The sequence below is a fragment of the Mesorhizobium sp. P2_E9 genome, from assembly GCF_056403815.1.
Genome location: NZ_JBFUET010000007.1, coordinates 148,428 through 166,929, shown reverse-complemented (window position 1 = coordinate 166,929; position 18,502 = coordinate 148,428). Strand labels below are relative to the sequence as shown.

The window sequence follows — 18,502 nt, the reverse complement described above, 5'->3', positions numbered from 1 at the left end:
GCATAACGCCCCGCGGCGCGGCAAGTTTCAATCGCCATTCGCGACTGGCGCAGCGAATTATGCGACCTGTGCCGCAGTCTGCCGCACACGCTTAGTTCAGCGGAATGTCGTTTTCGTCCTTGCTCGCCTGGTAGGCGCCGGACAGCTCGTCATAACGGGCCGAGATCTCGCCGATGCGCGTTTCCAGCCTCTGGCGCTCGGCCTCGGGCAGCGCCCGCACCAGCCTGCGGATGGAAAAGCTCTGCCAATACGCATTCTCGGCATTGTAGCCGCCGGGATCGAGGGTGAAGACCTCTTTCAGAATCTTCAGATCGTGCGGGATAGCAAAACTGTCGCGCGAATCCTCGTGGCTGAACAAATAGTAGAAATTGTCGAAGCCGGTCCAGGTGATCGCCGACAGGCAAAGCGAGCACGGCTCGTGCGTGGCGATGAAGATGGCGTCCTTGGTGTCGACACGCTCGGCCCTGGGCATTTCGTAGAAACGCTTTAGGCAGTGCACCTCGCCATGCCAGAGCGGGTTCTCGATCTCGTTGTTGGTCTCGGCCAGCACCAGCGAGCGATCATCCTTGCGCAGGATCGCCGCGCCGAACAACTTGTTGCCGTGGGCGACGCCGTCCGCCGTCTTCGGCACGATGTCGTGCTCGATGACATCGAGCAGGCGGTCGATCAGGGAAATATCGGTCATGACTTGGTCTGGTCCGGGAGATGGATCTCGTAGGCGTGCGAGAAGTGGAATTCTTCGAGGTTGGAACCCTCACCGCCGCGGTCGACGATCAGAAAATCCTGAGCCTCGCCGAGCGGCGTCAGCACGCCATGCCAGAGATTGCGGGAATAGTTGATGCCTTGTCCGGGCGCGGTGATGAACGCATGCGGCTCGCCCGGGCCCTCCTTGCCGTCATGGCAGACGACGACCAGGAATGGGCGCGGTGACAGCGGGATGAAAGCCTGGCTGCCGAAGGGGTGACGCTCGACCATGGTCAGTTTCAGCGGCAGTTCGTAAGGCATGCCGCGCACCATCGAGATCAGCACCCGGGCTTTTGGCCCTGCTGCTTCGGCCGTGGCGAGGTCGTGGTAGCGCTCGGCTTTGCCGCCATTGATCGGGTAGTGGTTGTCGCCGCCCATGTCGATAACGTCGCCGAATGCGGCAAAGCTCTCACGGGTTAGCGGCCGCGCGACGATGCGGGTCACGGCGCCCGCCTTGCAATGCCGGCACTGCCAAGCTTGGCGTGGCGGTTGACGTCCTTGTAGAGCAGATAGCGGAATTTTCCGGGGCCGCCGGCATAGCAGGCCTGCGGGCAGAAGGCGCGCAGCCACATATAGTCGCCGGCCTCGACCTCGACCCAGTCCTGGTTGAGGCGATAGACCCCCTTGCCTTCCAGCACATAGAGCCCGTGCTCCATGACATGCGTCTCGGCGAAAGGAATAACGGCACCTGGCTCGAGCGTGACGATGGTCATGTGCATGTCGTGACGCAAATCGGCCGGATCGACGAACCGTGTCGTCGCCCAGCGGCCTTCGGTGCCGGGCATCGGCGTCGGTGCGATCTCCTGCTCGTTGGTGAAGAAGGCTTCCGGCGTGTCGAGACCGTCGACCGCCTCGTAAGCCTTGCGAATCCAATGGAAGCGGACTGCCGCCTTGCTTTCGTTACGAACGATCCAGCCGCTGGACGGCGGCAGGAAGGCAAAGCCGCCTGGCCGCAAGACATGCTTCTTGCCGGCCAGCAGGACCGTCAGTTCGCCTTCGACCACGAACAGGGCGCCCTCGGCGCCGGAATCGGGTTCCGGCCGCTCGCTGCCGCCGCCCGGCGCGACCTCGACGATGTATTGCGAAAACGTCTCGGCGAAGCCGGACAGCGGTCGCGACAGGATCCAGACGCGGGTCTTGTCCCAGAACGGCAGGGCGCTGGTGACGATATCCTGCATCACGCCCCTGGGGATGATGGCATAGGCCTCGGTGAAGACGGCGCGGCCGGTCAAAAGCTCGGTCTGGCCGGAATGGCCGCCATGCGGCGCATAATAGGTTCGCTCGGGCATCCTGATCGTATCCATGGGTTCAAACCTATTGCGGTAGCATGTCTTTGAGGCGGAGCAGCGCGATGCGCTCGACCTGTTTGCAGGCGGTCTCGAATTCGACGCCACGGCCGTTGCCGATACGCGCCTCGAATTCGGCGAGGATCTCCTCCTTGGTCTTGCCCTTCACCGCGATGATGAAGGGAAAGCCGAAGGTGGTGACGTAGGCGGCGTTGAGCTTGGAGAACAGTTCGCGTTCCTTGTCGGTCAGCGCGTCGAGGCCGGCGGAGGCCTGTTCCCGGGTCGATTCCGCCGTCAGTCGCCTGGCCTTGGCCAGCTTGCCGGCAAGGTCGGGATGGGCGTTGAGGACACCGAGCCGCTCGGTCTCGCTGGCGGAACGGAAGATGCGGCAAAGCGCATTGTGCAGGCCGCCTGCCGTGTCGTGTGCCGGACCGAGTTCCAGCTCGTAGGCCCGTTCCGCGATCCAGGGCGAATGCTCGAACACGCCGCCGAAGGTGTGAACGAAGGTCTCGAATTCCATCTTCGACGGGCGCAGTGCCGCCGGCTTGTAGGGATGGTTCTCCTGCCAGTGCCTGGCGATGTCGATGCGCCGCGCCAGCCAGACCTTGTCGTGCGATCTGACATAGTCGACGAAGCGCTTCAGTGCCGCCACCCGGCCCGGTCGCCCAACGAGGCGGCAATGCAGGCCGATATTCATCATGCGCGGTCGCCCGGCCTTGCCCTCGGCATAGAGCGTGTCGAAACTGTCCTTCAGATAGGCGAAGAACTGGTCGCCCGAATTGAAGCCCTGCGGCGTGGCGAAGCGCATGTCGTTGGCGTCGAGCGTATAGGGGATGATGAGCTGCGTGCCGCCGCTATGTTCGAACCAATAGGGCAGTTCATCGTCATAGGTGTCTGAGACGTAGTCGAAGCCACCCTCTTCAGCGACCAGCCGCACCGTGTTGACCGAGGTGCGGCCCGTATACCAGCCGGTCGGGCGCTGGCCGGTCACCTCGTAATGCAGCTTGATCGCTGCTTCGAGGTCACGGCGTTCATCTTCCGGCGCATGGTCGCGGTAGTCGATCCATTTCAGCCCGTGCGAGGCGATTTCCCAGCCGGCGTCCTGCATGGCCGTGACCTGGTCGGGCGAGCGTGCAAGTGCTGAGGCGACGCCGTAGCAGGTCACCGGAACCTCGGCTTCGCTGAACAGGCGCAGCAGCCGCCAGAAGCCGGCCCGCGCGCCATATTCGTAGATCGATTCCATATTCCAGTGGCGCTGACCCACCCAAGGTGCCGCGCCGACGATCTCAGACAGGAAAGCTTCCGAAGCCTTGTCGCCGTGCAGCACGCAATTCTCACCGCCCTCTTCGTAGTTGACGACGAACTGCACGGCGACATGCGCACCGCCAGGCCATTTCGGATCCGGCGGATTGGCTCCGTAGCCGCGCATATCTCTGGTGTAACGCATTGCCCCTCCTGCCGGACACTGCCGGAAGTTGTGATCAGGATAGTCGAAAGGGTTGCCGGCGCATTCCCTTGAAATTTTTGAAAGTGTTTTTGTACCGCTCCGCTCGACCGGGACTTATGCATCGCCTTTAATTGGCGCACAATTCATTGCTTTGTTCGACTGTACCGGGAATGGGAGGCGCCAGTGGCAGAAACGTCGAAGGCCGATGGCGGACGTCTGACGACCCACGTGCTGGACACGGCGACCGGCAAGCCGGCGGCCGGGTTGTCGATTGCGCTTTATCACCTTGAGGGCGACGCGCGGACACATCTGAAGACCGTTATCACCAATGCCGACGGCCGCTGCGACGCACCACTGCTCGCCGGAGCGGAATTCCGTACCGGCGAATACGAACTGGTGTTCGCCGCTGGCGATTATCTGCGCGGCCAGGGCACAAAGCTGCCTGAGCCGGCCTTCCTCGACAGCGTGCCGATCCGCTTCGGCATGGCGGAAGCGGTGCACTATCATGTACCATTGCTGATCTCGCCCTACGGCTATTCGACCTACAGGGGGAGCTGAGGCATGGCCAAGATTTCTGTCCGCAACGAGATCCGTTTCATCCTCAATGGCAGGGATGTCGTGTTGTCGTCGGTGGCGCCTGACGCGACCTTGCTCGACTGGCTGCGGCTCGACAGTTCGCTGCGCGGCACCAAGGAAGGTTGCGCCGAGGGCGATTGCGGCGCCTGCACCGTGCTGGTCGGCAAGCTTTCCGCTGGCGGGCTGGTCTATGAAAGCGTCAATGCCTGCATCCGCTTCCTCGGCTCGCTCGACGGCACCCATGTCGTGACGGTCGAGCACCTGCGCGGCGAGCCCGGCCAGTTGCATCCGGTGCAGCAGGCGATGGTCGATTTCCACGGCTCGCAATGCGGCTTCTGCACGCCGGGCTTCGTCATGTCGCTATACGGCCTGTGGATGAAGTCGCCCGATCCATCGAACGCGGCCATCGAAAAGGCCCTGCAAGGCAATCTCTGCCGCTGCACCGGCTACGAGGCGATCATGCGCGCCGCGCACGCCATCTCCAGCTACGGCAAGGCGGCGAAGGATCCGCTGGCGGTGGAGCGCAAGGCGATCACGGCGAGGCTCGAAGCCTTGCGGGACGGCGCGCGGATCGAGATCGGTTCGGCCAAGGCGCGGCTCATCGTGCCGGCCAATGTCGACGATTTCGCCGCCGTGCTCGACAAGGAACCCGGCGCCACCATCGTTGCCGGTTCGACTGATGTCGGCCTGTGGGTGACCAAGCACATGCGCGACATCTCGCCGGTGATCTTCATCGGCAATCTCGACGGGCTTTGCACGATCTCGGAAGACAAGGGCGTCATCTCGATCGGCGCCGGCGTCACTTACACCGAAGCCTTCTCGACGCTCGCCAAACGCATCCCGACGCTGGGGCCATTGTTCGACCGCATCGGCGGCGAACAGGTGCGTAACATGGGCACCATCGGCGGCAACATCGCCAACGGGTCGCCGATCGGCGACACGCCACCGCCATTGATCGCGCTCGGCGCGCGGCTGACGCTGCGCAAGGGCAAGAAGCGGCGCACGATTCCGCTGGAAACCTTCTTTATTGCCTATGGCAAGCAGGAGTTGCAGCCGGGCGAGTTCGTCGAAGCCGTGCATGTTCCTATCCCGGCCAAGGACGCAAAGTTTGCCGTCTACAAAATTACAAAGCGCCGCGATGAGGACATAACCGCTGCCCTTGGCGCGTTCTTCCTGACGCGGGCCAAGGACGGCACGGTCGCCGACGTGCGCATCGCCTATGGCGGCATGGCGGCGACGCCGAAGCGGGCGTCTTCTGTCGAAAAGGCGCTGCTCGGCAAGCCCTGGACCGAAGAGATGGTCGAGACGGCGATGGCCGAATACGCCAGGGATTTCACGCCGCTTACCGACATGCGGGCAAGCGCGGAATATCGGGCCCTGGCGGCGAAAAATCTGTTGCTGCGCTTCTTTGTCGAAACCACCGGCACAAAGGCACCCTTCCAGGTGTCACGTAACGAGGCGGCATGATGAACAAGCACGCCACATCAAATCTCAAGGCTGAGAAGATCGCCGGCGGTGTCGCCACCGATCAACCTCATGACTCGGCCCACAAGCATGTCAGCGGCGCCGCCGTCTATATCGACGACATGCCGGAACCGGCAGGCACGCTGCATGTCGGCCTCGGCCTGTCGAAGGTGGCGCATGGCACGCTGAAGAGCGTGGACCTCTCGGCGGTGTGGGCCGCACCCGGCGTCGTCGATGTGCTGACCTATGCCGACGTGCCCGGGGAGAACGACGTGTCGCCCAGCAACATGCATGACGACCCGGTGCTGGCGGAAGGCAAGGTGCAGTTCTTCGGTCAGCCGATCTTTGCGGTCATCGCTGAAACACGGGACGCGGCGCGCCGTGCCGCGCGTCTGGCCAGGATCGAATATGACGAGCTTCCAGCCATCCTCGGCATCTGGTCGCTGGACCCGCTCAAGGACAGGCTGGTCACCACGCCGTTGACCTTGCGGCGCGGCGACCCGGCTGCCGCGATCGCCGCGGCGCCCCGTCGGGTGAAAGGGCGGATGAAGCTTGGCGGGCAGGACCACTTCTACCTCGAGGGTCAGGTGTCGTTGGCCGTGCCGGGCGAGGACGACGAGGTCACGGTCTATTGCTCGACCCAGGGGCCGAGCGAGACCCAGCACCTTGTCTCCCATGTGCTCGGCGTGCCGAGCCATGCGGTGACCGTTGAAGTCCGCCGCATGGGTGGCGGCTTCGGCGGTAAGGAAACACAGGCCAACCAGTGCGCGGCAATCGCCGCGATCGCGGCCAAGAAGCACAAACGGGCCGTGAAGGTCAGGCTCGACCGTGACGAGGATATGATCGCCACCGGCAAGCGGCACGACTTCGCCATCGACTATGAGGTCGGCTTCGACAATGAGGGCAATATCCTCGGCGTCGACTTCATGTTCGCTCTCAATGCCGGCTTCTCGGCCGACCTGTCCGGCCCGGTCGGCGACCGTGCGCTGTTCCATTGCGACAACGCCTATTTCTATCCGAACGTGCACGCCAAGTCGGCGCCGCTCTACACCAACACCGTTTCCAACACGGCCTTCCGGGGCTTCGGCGGCCCACAAGGCATGATCGGCGCCGAGCGCGTCATCGACGAGGTAGCCTTCGCCGTCGGCAAGGACCCGCTCGCAATACGCAAGCTGAACTTCTACGACCCGATGGAGGCGATCGGCGCGCGCAACGTCACGCCCTACCATCAGAAGGTCGAGGACAACATCATCCAGCGCATCGTCGCCGAGCTCGAGGAAAGCGCCAACTATGCGCGGCGTCGGCGTGAGATCCAGGCCTTCAACGCCAACAGCCGCTTCGTCAAGCGCGGCCTGGCGCTGACGCCGGTCAAGTTCGGCATCTCCTTCACCAAGACCGAGTCCAACCAGGCCGGCGCGCTGGTGCATGTCTACGCTGATGGCTCCGTGCACATGAACCATGGCGGCACCGAAATGGGGCAGGGCCTGCACCTCAAGGTGGCGCAGGTCGTGGCGGAGGAATTCCAGATCGATCTCGAGCGGGTGAAAATCACCGCCACCACCACCGGCAAGGTGCCGAACACGGCACCGACGGCGGCGTCATCGGGCGCCGATCTCAACGGCATGGCGGCGCAGAATGCCGCGCGCCAGATCCGCCAGCGGCTGACCGATTTCGCTGCAGAGAAATACCAGGTGCCGGTCGATCAGGTGGTGTTCCTGCCCAACCGGGTACGCGTCGGCAACCAGGAAGTCAGCTTCAACGACCTGGTCAAGCAGGCCTACATCGCGCGCGTCCAGCTCTCGGCCGCCGGTTTCTACAAGACGCCGAAAATCCATTGGGACCGCGGCAAGGGCCAGGGCCACGCCTTCTACTACTACGCCTATGGCGCGGCCTGCTCTGAAGTGTCTGTCGACACGCTGACCGGCGAATATGTCGTCGAGCGCGCCGATATCCTGCACGATTGCGGCCGCTCGCTGAACCGCGCAATCGACATCGGCCAGATCGAGGGCGGCTTCATCCAGGGCATGGGCTGGCTGACGACGGAAGAACTGTGGTGGGATGACAAAGGCCGGCTACGTACGCATGCGCCTTCGACCTACAAGATCCCCCTGGCGTCCGACCGCCCGAAGATTTTCAACGTGGCGCTGACCGACTGGTCGCAGGCCTACGAGCCGACCATCCACCGTTCCAAGGCGGTCGGCGAGCCGCCGCTGCCGCACGGCATGTCGGTTCTGCATGCGCTCTCGGATGCGGTGGCGAGCGTTGCCGATCACAAGATCTGTCCGCGCCTTGATGCGCCGGCGACGCCCGAACGCGTGCTGATGGCGATAGAGCGGTTGAAGCGGGAAGCCGCAAAACCGGGCTGATCGAGCCCAAACGTGCAAATCGTGCCTGAAAACGCTATATTTCCCGGGTGGGAATGCAGACGATGAACTCGAAAGTGCAAAGCCTGAAAGCCTTTCTCGCCAGCGCAGGCCGGGTCGCCCTGGTCGAGGTGGCCGGCACCAAGGGCTCGACGCCGCGCGAGAAGGGCGCCTTCATGCTCGTCTCACAAGAGGCGATTTTCGGCACGATCGGCGGCGGCCAGCTCGAATACATGGCCATCGACAAGGCCAGGCAGATGCTTTTCTCCCCCCTTGAGGGGGAGATGGCCGCGAGGCGGCCAGAGGGGGTCCTCTCAGAAGGCACCACAAGGGCGTCGCGCACTGCCGCAACGACCCCACCCGACGGCTTCGCCGCCACCCTCCCCTCGAGGGGGAGGGGAACCCGCATCGAGGTCGATGAAGTCTGCGCCACACTCGACGTGCCGCTCGGGCCAGAGATCGGCCAATGCTGTGGCGGGCGCGTCGAAGTCTTGATCCGGCTTGTCGATGCCGCGCTCGCTGCCGAACTGGTTGCGGCCGCGGAGGCTGAGGAAGCGCACCTGCCGCATGTCTATATCTTCGGCGGCGGCCATGTCGGCCAGGCGCTGGCGTCAACGATTGCGCTGCTTCCCGTGCACGGCGTCGTCATCGAGACGCGGGCCGAGGCACTGGAAGGCATGCCGGAAACCGTCGAGACGCGGCTGACGCCGATGCCCGAGGCCGAGGTGCACAACGCTCCCGCCGGCACCGCCTTCGCCATCCTCACCCACGATCACGCATTGGATTTCCTGATCGTCGCCGAAGCGCTGAAACGCGACGATGCCGCCTATGTCGGCATGATCGGCTCGAAGACCAAGAAGGCGACCTTCAGGAATTGGTTCCTGAAATCGGCTGAAGGCACAGAAGCGGAGTTTGCCCGCCTCGTCTCGCCGATCGGCGGCGATGCCGTCAAGGACAAGCGTCCGCCCGTCATCGCCGCACTTGCCGCCGCCGAGATCATGACTGCGCTGGTTGTTCACGCCGCTGCGTCAAATGCCGACCGTCAGGTCCAGCAGCACAAGGTCATGGCCGGTTAGCCAGGACTGCCCGTCGGCCTGTCCGTTTTTCAATCGCTCGAACCATGTATTTGCGGTATCCACCCGGCATTGCGGCATGAGGTGAGGATACATGAACGTTCTGAAAATCGCGGCCTTTTCGGATGGCAACACGGGCGGCAATCCTGCCGGGGTGCTGATCGGCGATGTCTTGCCCGATGCCGTCGAAATGCAGCGTCTGGCGGCGGAGGTCGGGTTCTCCGAAACCGCCTTTGCCGCACCGGATGGCGACAACTGGCGGGTGCGCTATTTCTCGCCGGAATCCGAAGTTCCTTTCTGCGGTCACGCCACCATCGCCTTGGGAGCCGCTCTTGTCCGGCAATTTGGCGATGGAATTTTCCCGCTGACCCTCAACCAGGCCAGCATCACCGTCGAAGGGTTCCGTGATGGCGCGACCATTGCCGCCGCATTGCAGTCGCCGCCGACACGCAGCAAGCCTGCTTCTCCGCAGCAGATCGCCGAGGCGCTGGCACTGTTCGGCTATACCGCGACCGATCTCGATCCAACCATTCCGCCGGCGCTGATCCATGGCGGCGCCGACCATCTTGTGCTGGCCCTCAAATCGCGCGAAGCACTGGCCGCCATGCGTTACGAGCTGAAAGCCGGGCAAGTACTGATGCGGCGCGAGGGGCTGGTGACGATCCTGCTCGCCTATGCCGAAACGCCGCGGCTGTTCCATACGCGCAATCCCTTTGCCTCCGGCGGCGTCTATGAGGACCCGGCGACGGGCGCCTCGACAGCTGCCTTTGCCGGCTACCTCCGCGACATCGGCTGGCCGCATGGCGGCGCGATCGATGTCGTGCAAGGTGAGGACATGGGCGTGCGTTCGCGCCTGCACGCCGACATTGCGCCCGAGATCGGCAGCTCGATCAGGGTCTCCGGTACGGCCCGGATGATGGAGGAAGCGTAGCCGCGCCAGCCTCAGGCCGGTCGCTTCAAGCCCAGATGCTGGCGCAGCGTTCGGCCTTCGTATTCCCGGCGGAACAGGCCGCGCCGCTGCAGTTCCGGCACCACCAGCGTCGCAAAGGCATTGAGTTCGCCGGGGAAGTAGGACGGCATGACGTTGAAGCCGTCGGCAGCACCGCCTTCGAACCGCGCCTGCAATTCGTCGGCGACCTGCGCCGGCGTGCCCACGATGCGCCAATGGCCGCGCGCCCCGGCGAAATGGCGGGCAAGCTGGCGGATGGAAAGGCCGTCGCGGCGCGATTGCTCGACGACCAGCGCCTGCCGGCTTTTCATGCCTTCGCTCTCCGGCAACTCGGGCAGCGGCCCGTCAATCGGATATCGCCAGAGGTCGGAGATGCTGAGATAGCTGGACAGTAGCGCCATGCCGACATCGTCGGGGATCAGCGCCTGCAACTCCTCATGTTTCTCCCGCGCCTCGGCCTCGGTTTCCGCCACCACGGGCGAGACACCCGGCATGATCTTGATGTCGTCCGGCTCACGTCCATAGGCGGCCATGCGCCCTTTGAGATCGTCGTAAAAGGCCTTCGCTTCCTCGAACGTTTGCGCCGCCGTGAACACCACGTCGGCGGTGCGGGCGGCAAGGTCACGGCCGACATCCGAGGCGCCGGCCTGAACCATGACCGGCGCGCCCTGCGGCGAGCGCGGCAGGTCGAGCGGATCGTGCACCGAAAAGCTCTGGCCGTCGTGGCCGGACGCCTTGCCCTGCCAAAGCCCGGTCACCACCTCGGCGAATTCACGCGCCCGCTCGTAGCGGTCGGCGTGGGGCTTGAGGCCAGTCGCGCCGAAATTGGCGGCTTCGATGGGACTGGCCGAGGTCACCAGGTTCCAGCCGGCCCGGCCGCCGCTCAGATGGTCGAGCGACAGAAAGGTCCGCGCCAGGCCGAAAGGCTCGTTGTAGCTTGTCGAAGCCGTCGAAACGAGACCGATGCGGCTGGTCTGGGCGGCGAGCGCCGACAGCAGGCTGATCGGCTCGAAGCCGATCGAACGCGATGTCTGGCTGGCGATGCCGACATTGGCTTCGCGCAGGCCGGCGGCATCCTCACAGAAGATCATGTCGAACTTCGCCGCTTCCGCCGTGCGCGCCAGTTGGATGTAATGGTCGATGTCGATGCCGGCGGTCACATGCGCCTTGGGGTGGCGCCAGGCGGCAATGTGGTGGCCCGTCGCCCACAGGAAGGCGCCGAGCTTCATCTGCGCGCTCATGACCCGCCATCCTCACTGAAGCCAAGACGGTCGCGCAGAGTCCTACCCGGTGATGCCTCCACGGGTCCGTGACGCTTGAGTTGCGGCAGCAGGCGTTTGACAAAATCCTCGAGAGCGGCGGGATGAGGCTGCACAGCCAGAACGACACCGTCGCAGCCAGATGAGAGGCAAAGCGCTTCCAGACTGCCGCCATCAAGCTCCTGCCGAGCATCCATGACCGTCAGCATTTTTATCGACGACGGATCGCGCCCGGCTTCCCGCGCCCAGTGTCTGAGTTCATCGCAGGCCGTTTTCGCTTCAGGCGGTTCAAGCTCGTTCAGCAGCACGACATCCGCGAGGCGGCTGGCGAAATCGAGGTCGGCCTTTTCCAGATCCGACAACAAGAGCAGTGGCCTGTCCTGCGGCGAGCGCGCGACATTGAGCGGCCCGCGTACCGAGAAGAATTCGCCGATGTGGTTCAGTGGGTGCATCTTGTCCGGATCGTGGAAGCGGCCCGCTGCCTTGTCGAACAGCAGCGCGTCGCGCTCCCAGCCAATCCACAACGCCCGTACAATGTTGATGAACTCCTTGGCGCGGCGGCGGAAATCATCGTCGGAGAAACCGTCGGGCCGGCTGAAGTTTCCGGCCTCGCGCGGGTTCTGCCGCATCGTCGCGTTCCAGCCGATGCGGCCGTGGCTGATAATATCGAGCGAAGCAAAGCGGCGTGCCAGATTGTAGGGCTGATGCGCTAGCGTCGAGGCGCTGGCCACGAGCCCGATCTTATCGGTGACGGTCGCCAGCGCCGCCAGCAGCGTTGTCGCTTCAAACGGGCTGCTTGATAGTTCATCCGCGGAATCGGAAATCACGACCATGTCAACGCCGGCCGCCTCTGCCTCCCGCACGAAACTCCTGATCTGGCCGAAATCCAGAGCGGGCTGTCCGTTGGTGGCAGCGATGTTTAGCGAAATGGCGAGATGCATCGCACCAACCTAAGTTCGCCGGCGCGCAAGGCAAGTCCGGCGAATAGACCAGCAGGCCCTCACTTGCCGGCCAGAAGATCCTTGATCAGCCGCTGGCAGCGCTCGGCCATGAAGTCGAGCAGCAGCCGCACCTTCGGGTCCTGCAGCTTCTTGTGCGGATAGACGGCGGCGAACTGCACCGGCGTCGGCGGCGTGCTGGCCAGGATTACCTTGAGCCGCTGGTCGCGGATGAACGGCTCGACCTCGAAGCGCGGCTTGTTGATGATGCCGCGCCCCGACAGCGCCCAGCCGGTCAGCACGTCGCCGTCGTCGGTGTCGTAAGGCCCGTGCACTTCGAATTTCTGTGGGCCTGTGGGGGTCTGCAGCGTCCAGACATATTCGCGCGCACCGGAATAGCGCAACATCAGGCAGTCATGCTTCTTGCCGATCAGTTCTTGCGGCTCCATCGGTTCGCCGCGCGCCTCGAGATATTTCGGCGCCGCCACCAGCACGCGCTCGCATTCCATAATGCCACGCATCCTGAGGCTCGAATCCTCGATGATGCCGAGCTTGAAGGCGACATCGATGCCTTCCTTCATGATGTCGATATTGTGGTCAGAGAGCCTCAGCCGCACCTCGATATCAGGGTATTTGTCGTGGAAATCGGGAATGCCCGAGGCGACGAGCCGGCGGCCAAGGCCAAGCGGTGCGGTCACTTTGATAGTACCGCGCGGCTGGCCGGATAATGCCGAGACCGCGGCTTCCGCTTCGGTGATCGCCTCCAGCACCTGCTTGGCGCCGGAGTAGAACACTGTGCCATGCTCGGTCGGCATCAACTGCCGGGTGGTGCGGTTGAACAGCCTGACGCCCAGATGCTTTTCCAGTTCCTTGATGCGGTTGGAGGCGACCGCCGGCGAAATGCGCATGTCGCGGCCCGCCGCCGACAGATTGCCGAGTTCGACGACACGGACGAAGACGGCAATGTTGTCGAGATAGGCCATGCGGTTCCGTGGCTTTCCTGAGGTCGCCTTTAGGCGGCTCCCATCCTGCTGCGTGGGTCTAGCCTAGTATTTTCCATTTTTTTTTGAAAGTCATCGTACACCTCGCCTCTTTCCGTTTGCGTGCGACACCGTAAAGTCGCGTCATCGGCAGGGACGATTTCAAATGATGGATTTCGCGATTTTCTGGGAATGGCTGAGCTTCGCCGTGCGCTGGCTGCATGTCATCACCGGCATCGCCTGGATAGGCTCGTCGTTCTATTTCGTCGCGCTCGATCTCGGCTTGCGCCAGCGCCCGGGCATGCCGGTCGGCGCCTTCGGCGAGGAATGGCAGGTGCATGGCGGCGGTTTCTACCACATCCAGAAATATCTGGTGGCGCCGGCCGAAATGCCCGAGCATCTGACCTGGTTCAAATGGGAATCCTACGCCACCTGGCTGTCCGGCTTCGCCATGCTGTGCGTCGTCTACTATGCCGGCGCCGACCTGTTCCTGATCGATCCCAATGTGCTGCCGATGTCGGTGCCGGTCGGCATCCTGCTGTCGATGGCAACGATCGGCGTCGGCTGGGTGGTCTATGATCTTCTGTGCCGCTCGCCGCTTGGCAAAAGCGACACCGGCCTGATGCTGGTGCTCTACGGCGTGCTGGTGTTCATCGCCTGGGGGCTGACGCATCTCTTCACCGGCCGCGCCGCCTTCCTGCATCTGGGCGCGATCACCGCCACGATCATGTCGGCCAATGTCTTCATGGTCATCATCCCCAACCAGAAGATCGTCGTCGCCGACCTGATCGCCGGCCGCAAGCCCGACCCGAAATATGGCAAGATCGCCAAGCAGCGCTCGCTTCACAACAACTATCTGACGCTGCCGGTGCTGTTCCTGATGCTGTCGAACCACTATCCCCTGGCGTTCGGCACGCAGTTCAACTGGGTCATCGCCTCGCTGGTGTTCATCATCGGCGTGCTGATCCGGCATTATTTCAACACCGTGCACAAGCGTGCCGGCAACCCGCACTGGACGTGGCTGGGCGCCCTTGTCCTGTTCATCATCATCATCTGGCTGTCGACCGTGCCGAAAGTGCTGACCGGCGAGCCGAAGGCGTCCGCCTCGGCGGACATCTATATCGCCTCCGCCCATTTCCCGGCCGCGCGCGACACCGTGCTCGGCCGCTGCTCGATGTGCCACGCGGCGGAGCCGGTCTATGAAGGCATCTATCACGCACCGATGGGGGTGATGTTGGACAGCGACGCGGCAATCGCCAACCACGCCCGCGAGATCTATCTGCAGGCCGGCCGCAGCCATGCCATGCCGCCCGCCAATGTCAGCCAAATCACCGACAAGGAACGGGCATTGCTGGTGGCCTGGTTCGAAGGCGCAGGGAAATAGCATGACCTCGACACTTCTGCGCGGCCGCACACTGTCCTTTGTGCGCTGGCCGCAAACCATCGACGACCATTCGGCCTGGCGTTACGAGGAAGATGGCGGACTGCTGATCAGCGATGGCAGGATCGTTGCATCAGGCCCTTATGGCGATGTCGAGAAACAGGCCGGTGAGGGGACAAAGACGATCGACCACCGGCCGCATTTGCTGCTGCCGGGCTTCATCGATACCCACGTGCATTTCCCGCAGATGCAGATCATCGCCTCCTACGGCGCCGAACTGCTCGACTGGCTGAACACCTACACTTTTCCGGAAGAGACGAAGTTCGCCAACGCGCAGCATGGCCGTCGCATTGCGCGGCTGTTTCTCGACGAGATGGTGCGGCACGGCACGACGACGGTCGCCGCCTATTGCTCGGTGCACAAGGCCTCCGCCGAAGCCTTTTTCGCTGAGTCGCATGACCGCAACATGCTCAACATCGCCGGCAAGGTGATGATGGACCGCAACGCGCCCGAAGGCGTGCTCGACACGCCGCAATCCGGCTATGACGACACGAAGGCGCTGATCGCGGGGTGGCACGGCAAGGGCCGCCAGCACTACGCCATCACGCCACGCTTCGCCATCACCTCCTCGCCGGAGCAGATGGAGATGGCGGGCGCTCTCTGTCGCGAACATCCCGGCCTGCACATGCAGACGCATCTTTCGGAAAACCACGCCGAGATCGCCTTCACGCAACAGCTTTACCCGTGGTCGCGCGACTACACCGATGTCTATGAGCATTACGGGCTGCTGGGCAAAAAAAGCCTGTTCGGCCATTGCATCCATCTCAGCGAGCGCGAGGCGGACGCGCTTTCGGAGAGCGGCTCGGTGGCTGTGTTCTGCCCGACTTCTAACCTGTTCCTCGGCTCCGGCCTTTTCGACTATCAGCGCTTTCGCCGCCGCGACAAGCCGCTCAGGATCGCCGCCGCCACCGATGTCGGCGGTGGCACCAACTATTCGATGCTGCGTACCATGGACGAAGGCTACAAGGTGATCGCGCTGAACGGCGAGAAACTCAACCCGTTCCAGTCCTTCTGGCAGATCACGCGCGGCAATGCCGAGGCGCTGTCGGTTGCCGACAAGATCGGCACGCTGGAAGCGGGCACCGACGCCGACATCGTCGTGCTCGACGCCAGGGCGACGCCGGCGATGCGGCTCAGGATGGAAACGGCGCAGACGCTGGCGCAGGAATTGTTTCTGCTCCAGACGCTTGGCGACGACCGCGCTGTGCGCGAGGTCTATGTCGCGGGCCGGGCCGCCAAGAGCGATATGGCGAATTAGAGCGCCAGCTGCGTTCATTGCTTGACCCGGCGGCAGCCATCGGCCAAAGCGTGCGGCGAAGTTGACAGGGGAACGACATGGCCGTTGCTGACGACATCGCTCTGATCAAGAGACAGGAAGAAATTCTTGTCTTTCCCGCCTTCGATGAGGCCGTTGCCTTCAAGATCGGCTCGGCTATCCGCGACCGAGCAGTTGCTGAAAACATGCCTGTTATCGTCGATATCAGGCTGTGGGATCGGCCGCTGTTCTATGCCGCGATGCCGGGTTCGAATGCCTCCAATCCCGACTGGGCGCGGCGCAAGATCAATGTCGTCAGGCGCTATCTCAGGAGTACCTATCGTCTCGTGCTGGAACAACAGCGCCCCGACCGCACCTTCAAGATCGGCGAGGGCCTCGACATCTCGGACTACGTGCTCGCCGGCGGCGGCTTTCCGGTGACGGTCAAAGGCGCCGGCGTCATCGGCGTGATCGCGGTTTCCGGGCTGCCGGAGCGCGAGGATCATGGCGTCGTGGTCGATGCGCTCTGCGATCATCTGGGTGTCGACAAGCGCGGGCTGGCCTTATCTCCGGAAGTCGAATGACCGTGCTCGATCCTAAGGCCTTTCTCACGTCCATCTTCAATGCGGCCGTCGCCGCTGCCGACCCTGAACGGACCATCAAGGATCATCTGCCGGCCAATCCCAAAGGCCGCACCATCGTCATCGGCGCTGGCAAAGGTTCGGCACAAATGGCGGCGGCGTTCGAGAAGGTCTGGGGCGGTCCGATCGAAGGGCTGGTCGTCACACGCTACGGCTATGGCGCCAAATGCGAGCGCGTCGAAATCATCGAGGCGGCGCATCCAGTGCCGGACGCCGCCGGCCTCGAGGCCTCGCGGCGGCTGCTGGCAAAAGTCCAGGGGCTGACTGAGGACGATCTGGTGGTGGCGTTGATTTCCGGTGGCGGCTCGGCGCTGCTGCCATCGCCCGCCGGTAGCCTGACGCTGGCCGACGAGATCGCCGTCAACGAGGCGCTGCTCGCCTCCGGCGCGCCGATCGCGGCGATGAACACCATTCGCAAGCATGTCTCGACCATCAAGGGCGGAAGGCTGGCGGCCGCCGCCTGGCCGGCCAAGGTGGTGTCGCTGGTTGTCTCCGACATTCCCGGCGACAATCCGGCCCTTGTCGCCTCCGGGCCGACGGTCCCCGATACCGGCAGCCGCGAAGATGCGCTGGCATCAATATCAGCCTATAGTATGAAGCTGCCGGCCTCGGTGATGGCGCACATCAATTCGCCGGCGGCCGATGCGCCAGATCCCGACGATCAGCGCTTTTCGCAGAATGAAGTACATCTGATCGCCTCGGCTGGGGTATCGCTGGAAGCAGGAGCCGCTGAGGCAAAACGGCAGGGGATCGAAGCTGTCATCCTCTCCGATGCCATTGAAGGCGAAGCGCGTGAAGTCGGCGGCGTTCACGCGGCCATTGCGCGCGAAGTGGCGACCCGCAACCGGCCGTTTCAAAGGCCCGTGCTGATCCTGTCCGGCGGCGAAACCACGGTGACCTTGCGCGCCAAAGGCAAGGGCGGCCGCAACTCGGAATTCCTGCTCGCCTTCGCCATCGGCATCAACGGAGTACAAGGCATTCACGCCCTGGCGGCCGATACCGACGGCATCGACGGTTCGGAAAACAATGCCGGCGCTTTTGCCGACGGCTCGACTGTGTCGCGCATGCGCGCGGCCGGCGTCGACGCCAAGGCGATGCTGGCGGGCAACAATGCCTGGACGGCTTTCAACGCGGTGGGTGACCTTTTCGTGCCAGGGCCGACCGGCACGAATGTGAATGATCTCAGGGCGGTCCTGATCCGCTAGGCAAACAACTCACGCGGCCATCAGCCGTTTCACCTGCTTCATATCCTGCAAAAACCGCTCGCGTTCGGCGTCCTTGTCCGCGGGCTCATGGATGCGCAGGATGAAGGAGGGATGGATGGTGATGAAGACGCGCAAACCATCCTCGCGCTCGATCACCTGGCCGCGCATCTTCGTCACCGGGATCGCCTTGCCGAGCAGCGACAGTGCTGCCGTGGCGCCGAGCGCCACCGCAAGGTCCGGCTTGATCAACTCGAACTCCCGATCGATCCACCAGCGGCAGGCCTGCACCTCGCCGGCATTCGGCTTGGAATGGATGCGCCGTTTGCCGCGCGGCTCGAATTTGAAGTGCTTGACCGCATTGGTGACGTAGACTTTTTGCCGGTCCACGCCCGCGTCATCCAGGATCGCATCGAACACGTTGCCGGCCGGGCCGACGAAAGGTTTGCCGGCAAGATCCTCCTGGTCGCCCGGCTGTTCGCCGACGAAAATCACCTTGGCGTTATCAGGCCCTTCGCCGAAAACGGTCTGCGTCGCATCGCGCCACAGCGGGCAGCGGCGACAGCCTTTCGCCGCCTCGCGCAACTCGGAAATGGTGCTGGCGTCACCATCTTGCGGCGTCTCGGCGAGCTGCTTCGGCCAATGCCTGGCCTGCACCTTGGCGTGGTGCGGCGCCGGTGTCGTCGGCATCTTCGCAATCATATCTTTGGCGACCTTGTCCGCTCCTGCGATCAGTTCTGGAATGAGCGAGGCCTCGGGAAGGTTCCGCCAATATTTCTTCGGCATCTCCTTCATGGCCTTCACCTTGAGCCGTGCCGGATTGAAGATGTTCTCGAAATAGGTGCGCCACAGCGCTTCGGTACCGTCTTGATCAGGCGCATCGC

17 protein-coding genes are annotated in these 18,502 nt (G+C 63.5%); 9 read left to right on the top strand and 8 right to left on the bottom strand.

Annotation, left to right across the window (positions count from 1 at the left end; translation table 11 throughout):
• Nucleotides 1–91: 91 nt before the first annotated feature.
• The 4 genes from AC1D05_RS14290 to puuE are packed head-to-tail and all read right to left on the bottom strand — an operon-like array spanning nt 92 to nt 3,477.
• On the bottom strand, nt 92–685 hold the full coding sequence (locus AC1D05_RS14290; protein WP_477441396.1) for a nucleoside deaminase: 594 nt from the start codon (nt 683–685) through the stop codon (nt 92–94).
• A complete protein-coding gene (locus tag AC1D05_RS14285) occupies nt 682–1,188 on the bottom strand; it encodes an ureidoglycolate lyase (RefSeq protein WP_477441394.1) in 507 nt (168 codons plus the stop codon). The genes AC1D05_RS14290 and AC1D05_RS14285 overlap by 4 nt, the downstream gene beginning before the upstream one ends.
• Entirely contained in the window at nt 1,185–2,048 is an 864-nt protein-coding gene (locus tag AC1D05_RS14280; RefSeq protein ID WP_477441392.1) for a bifunctional allantoicase/(S)-ureidoglycine aminohydrolase, read from the bottom strand. Before AC1D05_RS14280 ends, AC1D05_RS14285 begins: the two co-directional genes overlap by 4 nt.
• Nucleotides 2,049–2,058: 10 nt before the next feature.
• A complete protein-coding gene (puuE, locus tag AC1D05_RS14275; protein WP_477441390.1) occupies nt 2,059–3,477 on the bottom strand; it encodes an allantoinase PuuE in 1,419 nt (472 codons plus the stop codon).
• 183 nt (nt 3,478–3,660) lie between these two features.
• On the opposite strand from puuE, the gene uraH reads away from it, so the two are divergent.
• The 5 genes from uraH to AC1D05_RS14250 all read left to right on the top strand — a co-directional run bounded on the left by uraH (nt 3,661) and on the right by AC1D05_RS14250 (nt 9,884).
• Nucleotides 3,661–4,035, top strand: coding sequence for a hydroxyisourate hydrolase (gene uraH, locus AC1D05_RS14270; RefSeq protein WP_477441388.1), 375 nt, complete (start codon nt 3,661–3,663; stop codon nt 4,033–4,035).
• 3 nt (nt 4,036–4,038) lie between these two features.
• Nucleotides 4,039–5,520 (top strand): xanthine dehydrogenase small subunit, encoded by a 1,482-nt coding sequence (xdhA, locus tag AC1D05_RS14265; protein WP_477441386.1) that lies wholly within the window; start codon nt 4,039–4,041, stop codon nt 5,518–5,520.
• Nucleotides 5,520–7,883, top strand: coding sequence for a xanthine dehydrogenase molybdopterin binding subunit (gene xdhB / locus AC1D05_RS14260; protein WP_477441629.1), 2,364 nt, complete (start codon nt 5,520–5,522; stop codon nt 7,881–7,883). The genes xdhA and xdhB overlap by 1 nt, the downstream gene beginning before the upstream one ends.
• Before the next feature lie 62 nt (nt 7,884–7,945).
• Complete coding sequence (gene xdhC / locus AC1D05_RS14255; RefSeq protein WP_477441385.1) at nt 7,946–8,956, top strand: xanthine dehydrogenase accessory protein XdhC; 1,011 nt, start codon at nt 7,946–7,948, stop codon at nt 8,954–8,956.
• A gap of 91 nt (nt 8,957–9,047) precedes the next feature.
• Nucleotides 9,048–9,884 carry a PhzF family phenazine biosynthesis protein gene (locus AC1D05_RS14250; RefSeq protein WP_477441383.1) on the top strand — a complete coding sequence of 279 codons (837 nt, stop codon included), beginning with the start codon at nt 9,048–9,050 and terminating at the stop codon, nt 9,882–9,884.
• A gap of 11 nt (nt 9,885–9,895) precedes the next feature.
• Here AC1D05_RS14250 and AC1D05_RS14245 read toward each other — a convergent pair whose 3' ends face one another.
• The 3 genes from AC1D05_RS14245 to AC1D05_RS14235 are packed head-to-tail and all read right to left on the bottom strand — an operon-like array spanning nt 9,896 to nt 13,082.
• Nucleotides 9,896–11,143, bottom strand: coding sequence for an LLM class flavin-dependent oxidoreductase (locus AC1D05_RS14245; protein WP_477441381.1), 1,248 nt, complete (start codon nt 11,141–11,143; stop codon nt 9,896–9,898).
• Nucleotides 11,140–12,102, bottom strand: coding sequence for an LLM class flavin-dependent oxidoreductase (locus AC1D05_RS14240; protein WP_477441379.1), 963 nt, complete (start codon nt 12,100–12,102; stop codon nt 11,140–11,142). The genes AC1D05_RS14245 and AC1D05_RS14240 overlap by 4 nt, the downstream gene beginning before the upstream one ends.
• Before the next feature lie 59 nt (nt 12,103–12,161).
• Nucleotides 12,162–13,082 carry a LysR family transcriptional regulator gene (locus AC1D05_RS14235; RefSeq protein ID WP_477441378.1) on the bottom strand — a complete coding sequence of 307 codons (921 nt, stop codon included), beginning with the start codon at nt 13,080–13,082 and terminating at the stop codon, nt 12,162–12,164.
• 163 nt (nt 13,083–13,245) lie between these two features.
• On the opposite strand from AC1D05_RS14235, the gene AC1D05_RS14230 reads away from it, so the two are divergent.
• The 4 genes from AC1D05_RS14230 to AC1D05_RS14215 all read left to right on the top strand — a co-directional run bounded on the left by AC1D05_RS14230 (nt 13,246) and on the right by AC1D05_RS14215 (nt 17,621).
• Nucleotides 13,246–14,463, top strand: coding sequence for a urate hydroxylase PuuD (locus AC1D05_RS14230; RefSeq protein WP_477441376.1), 1,218 nt, complete (start codon nt 13,246–13,248; stop codon nt 14,461–14,463).
• Nucleotide 14,464: 1 nt separating this feature from the next.
• Nucleotides 14,465–15,778 (top strand): guanine deaminase, encoded by a 1,314-nt coding sequence (gene guaD / locus AC1D05_RS14225; RefSeq protein ID WP_477441375.1) that lies wholly within the window; start codon nt 14,465–14,467, stop codon nt 15,776–15,778.
• Between the two features lie 77 nt (nt 15,779–15,855).
• Nucleotides 15,856–16,359, top strand: a complete 504-nt coding sequence (locus AC1D05_RS14220) for a heme-degrading domain-containing protein (protein ID WP_477441373.1) — start codon at nt 15,856–15,858, stop codon at nt 16,357–16,359.
• Nucleotides 16,356–17,621: a glycerate kinase type-2 family protein gene (locus tag AC1D05_RS14215; RefSeq protein WP_477441371.1), complete on the top strand. Its 1,266-nt coding sequence runs from the start codon at nt 16,356–16,358 to the stop codon at nt 17,619–17,621. Before AC1D05_RS14220 ends, AC1D05_RS14215 begins: the two co-directional genes overlap by 4 nt.
• 9 nt (nt 17,622–17,630) lie before the next feature.
• Here AC1D05_RS14215 and AC1D05_RS14210 read toward each other — a convergent pair whose 3' ends face one another.
• Nucleotides 17,631–18,413 carry a UdgX family uracil-DNA binding protein gene (locus AC1D05_RS14210; RefSeq protein ID WP_477441370.1) on the bottom strand — a complete coding sequence of 261 codons (783 nt, stop codon included), beginning with the start codon at nt 18,411–18,413 and terminating at the stop codon, nt 17,631–17,633.
• Between the last annotated feature and the right edge of the window lie 89 nt (nt 18,414–18,502).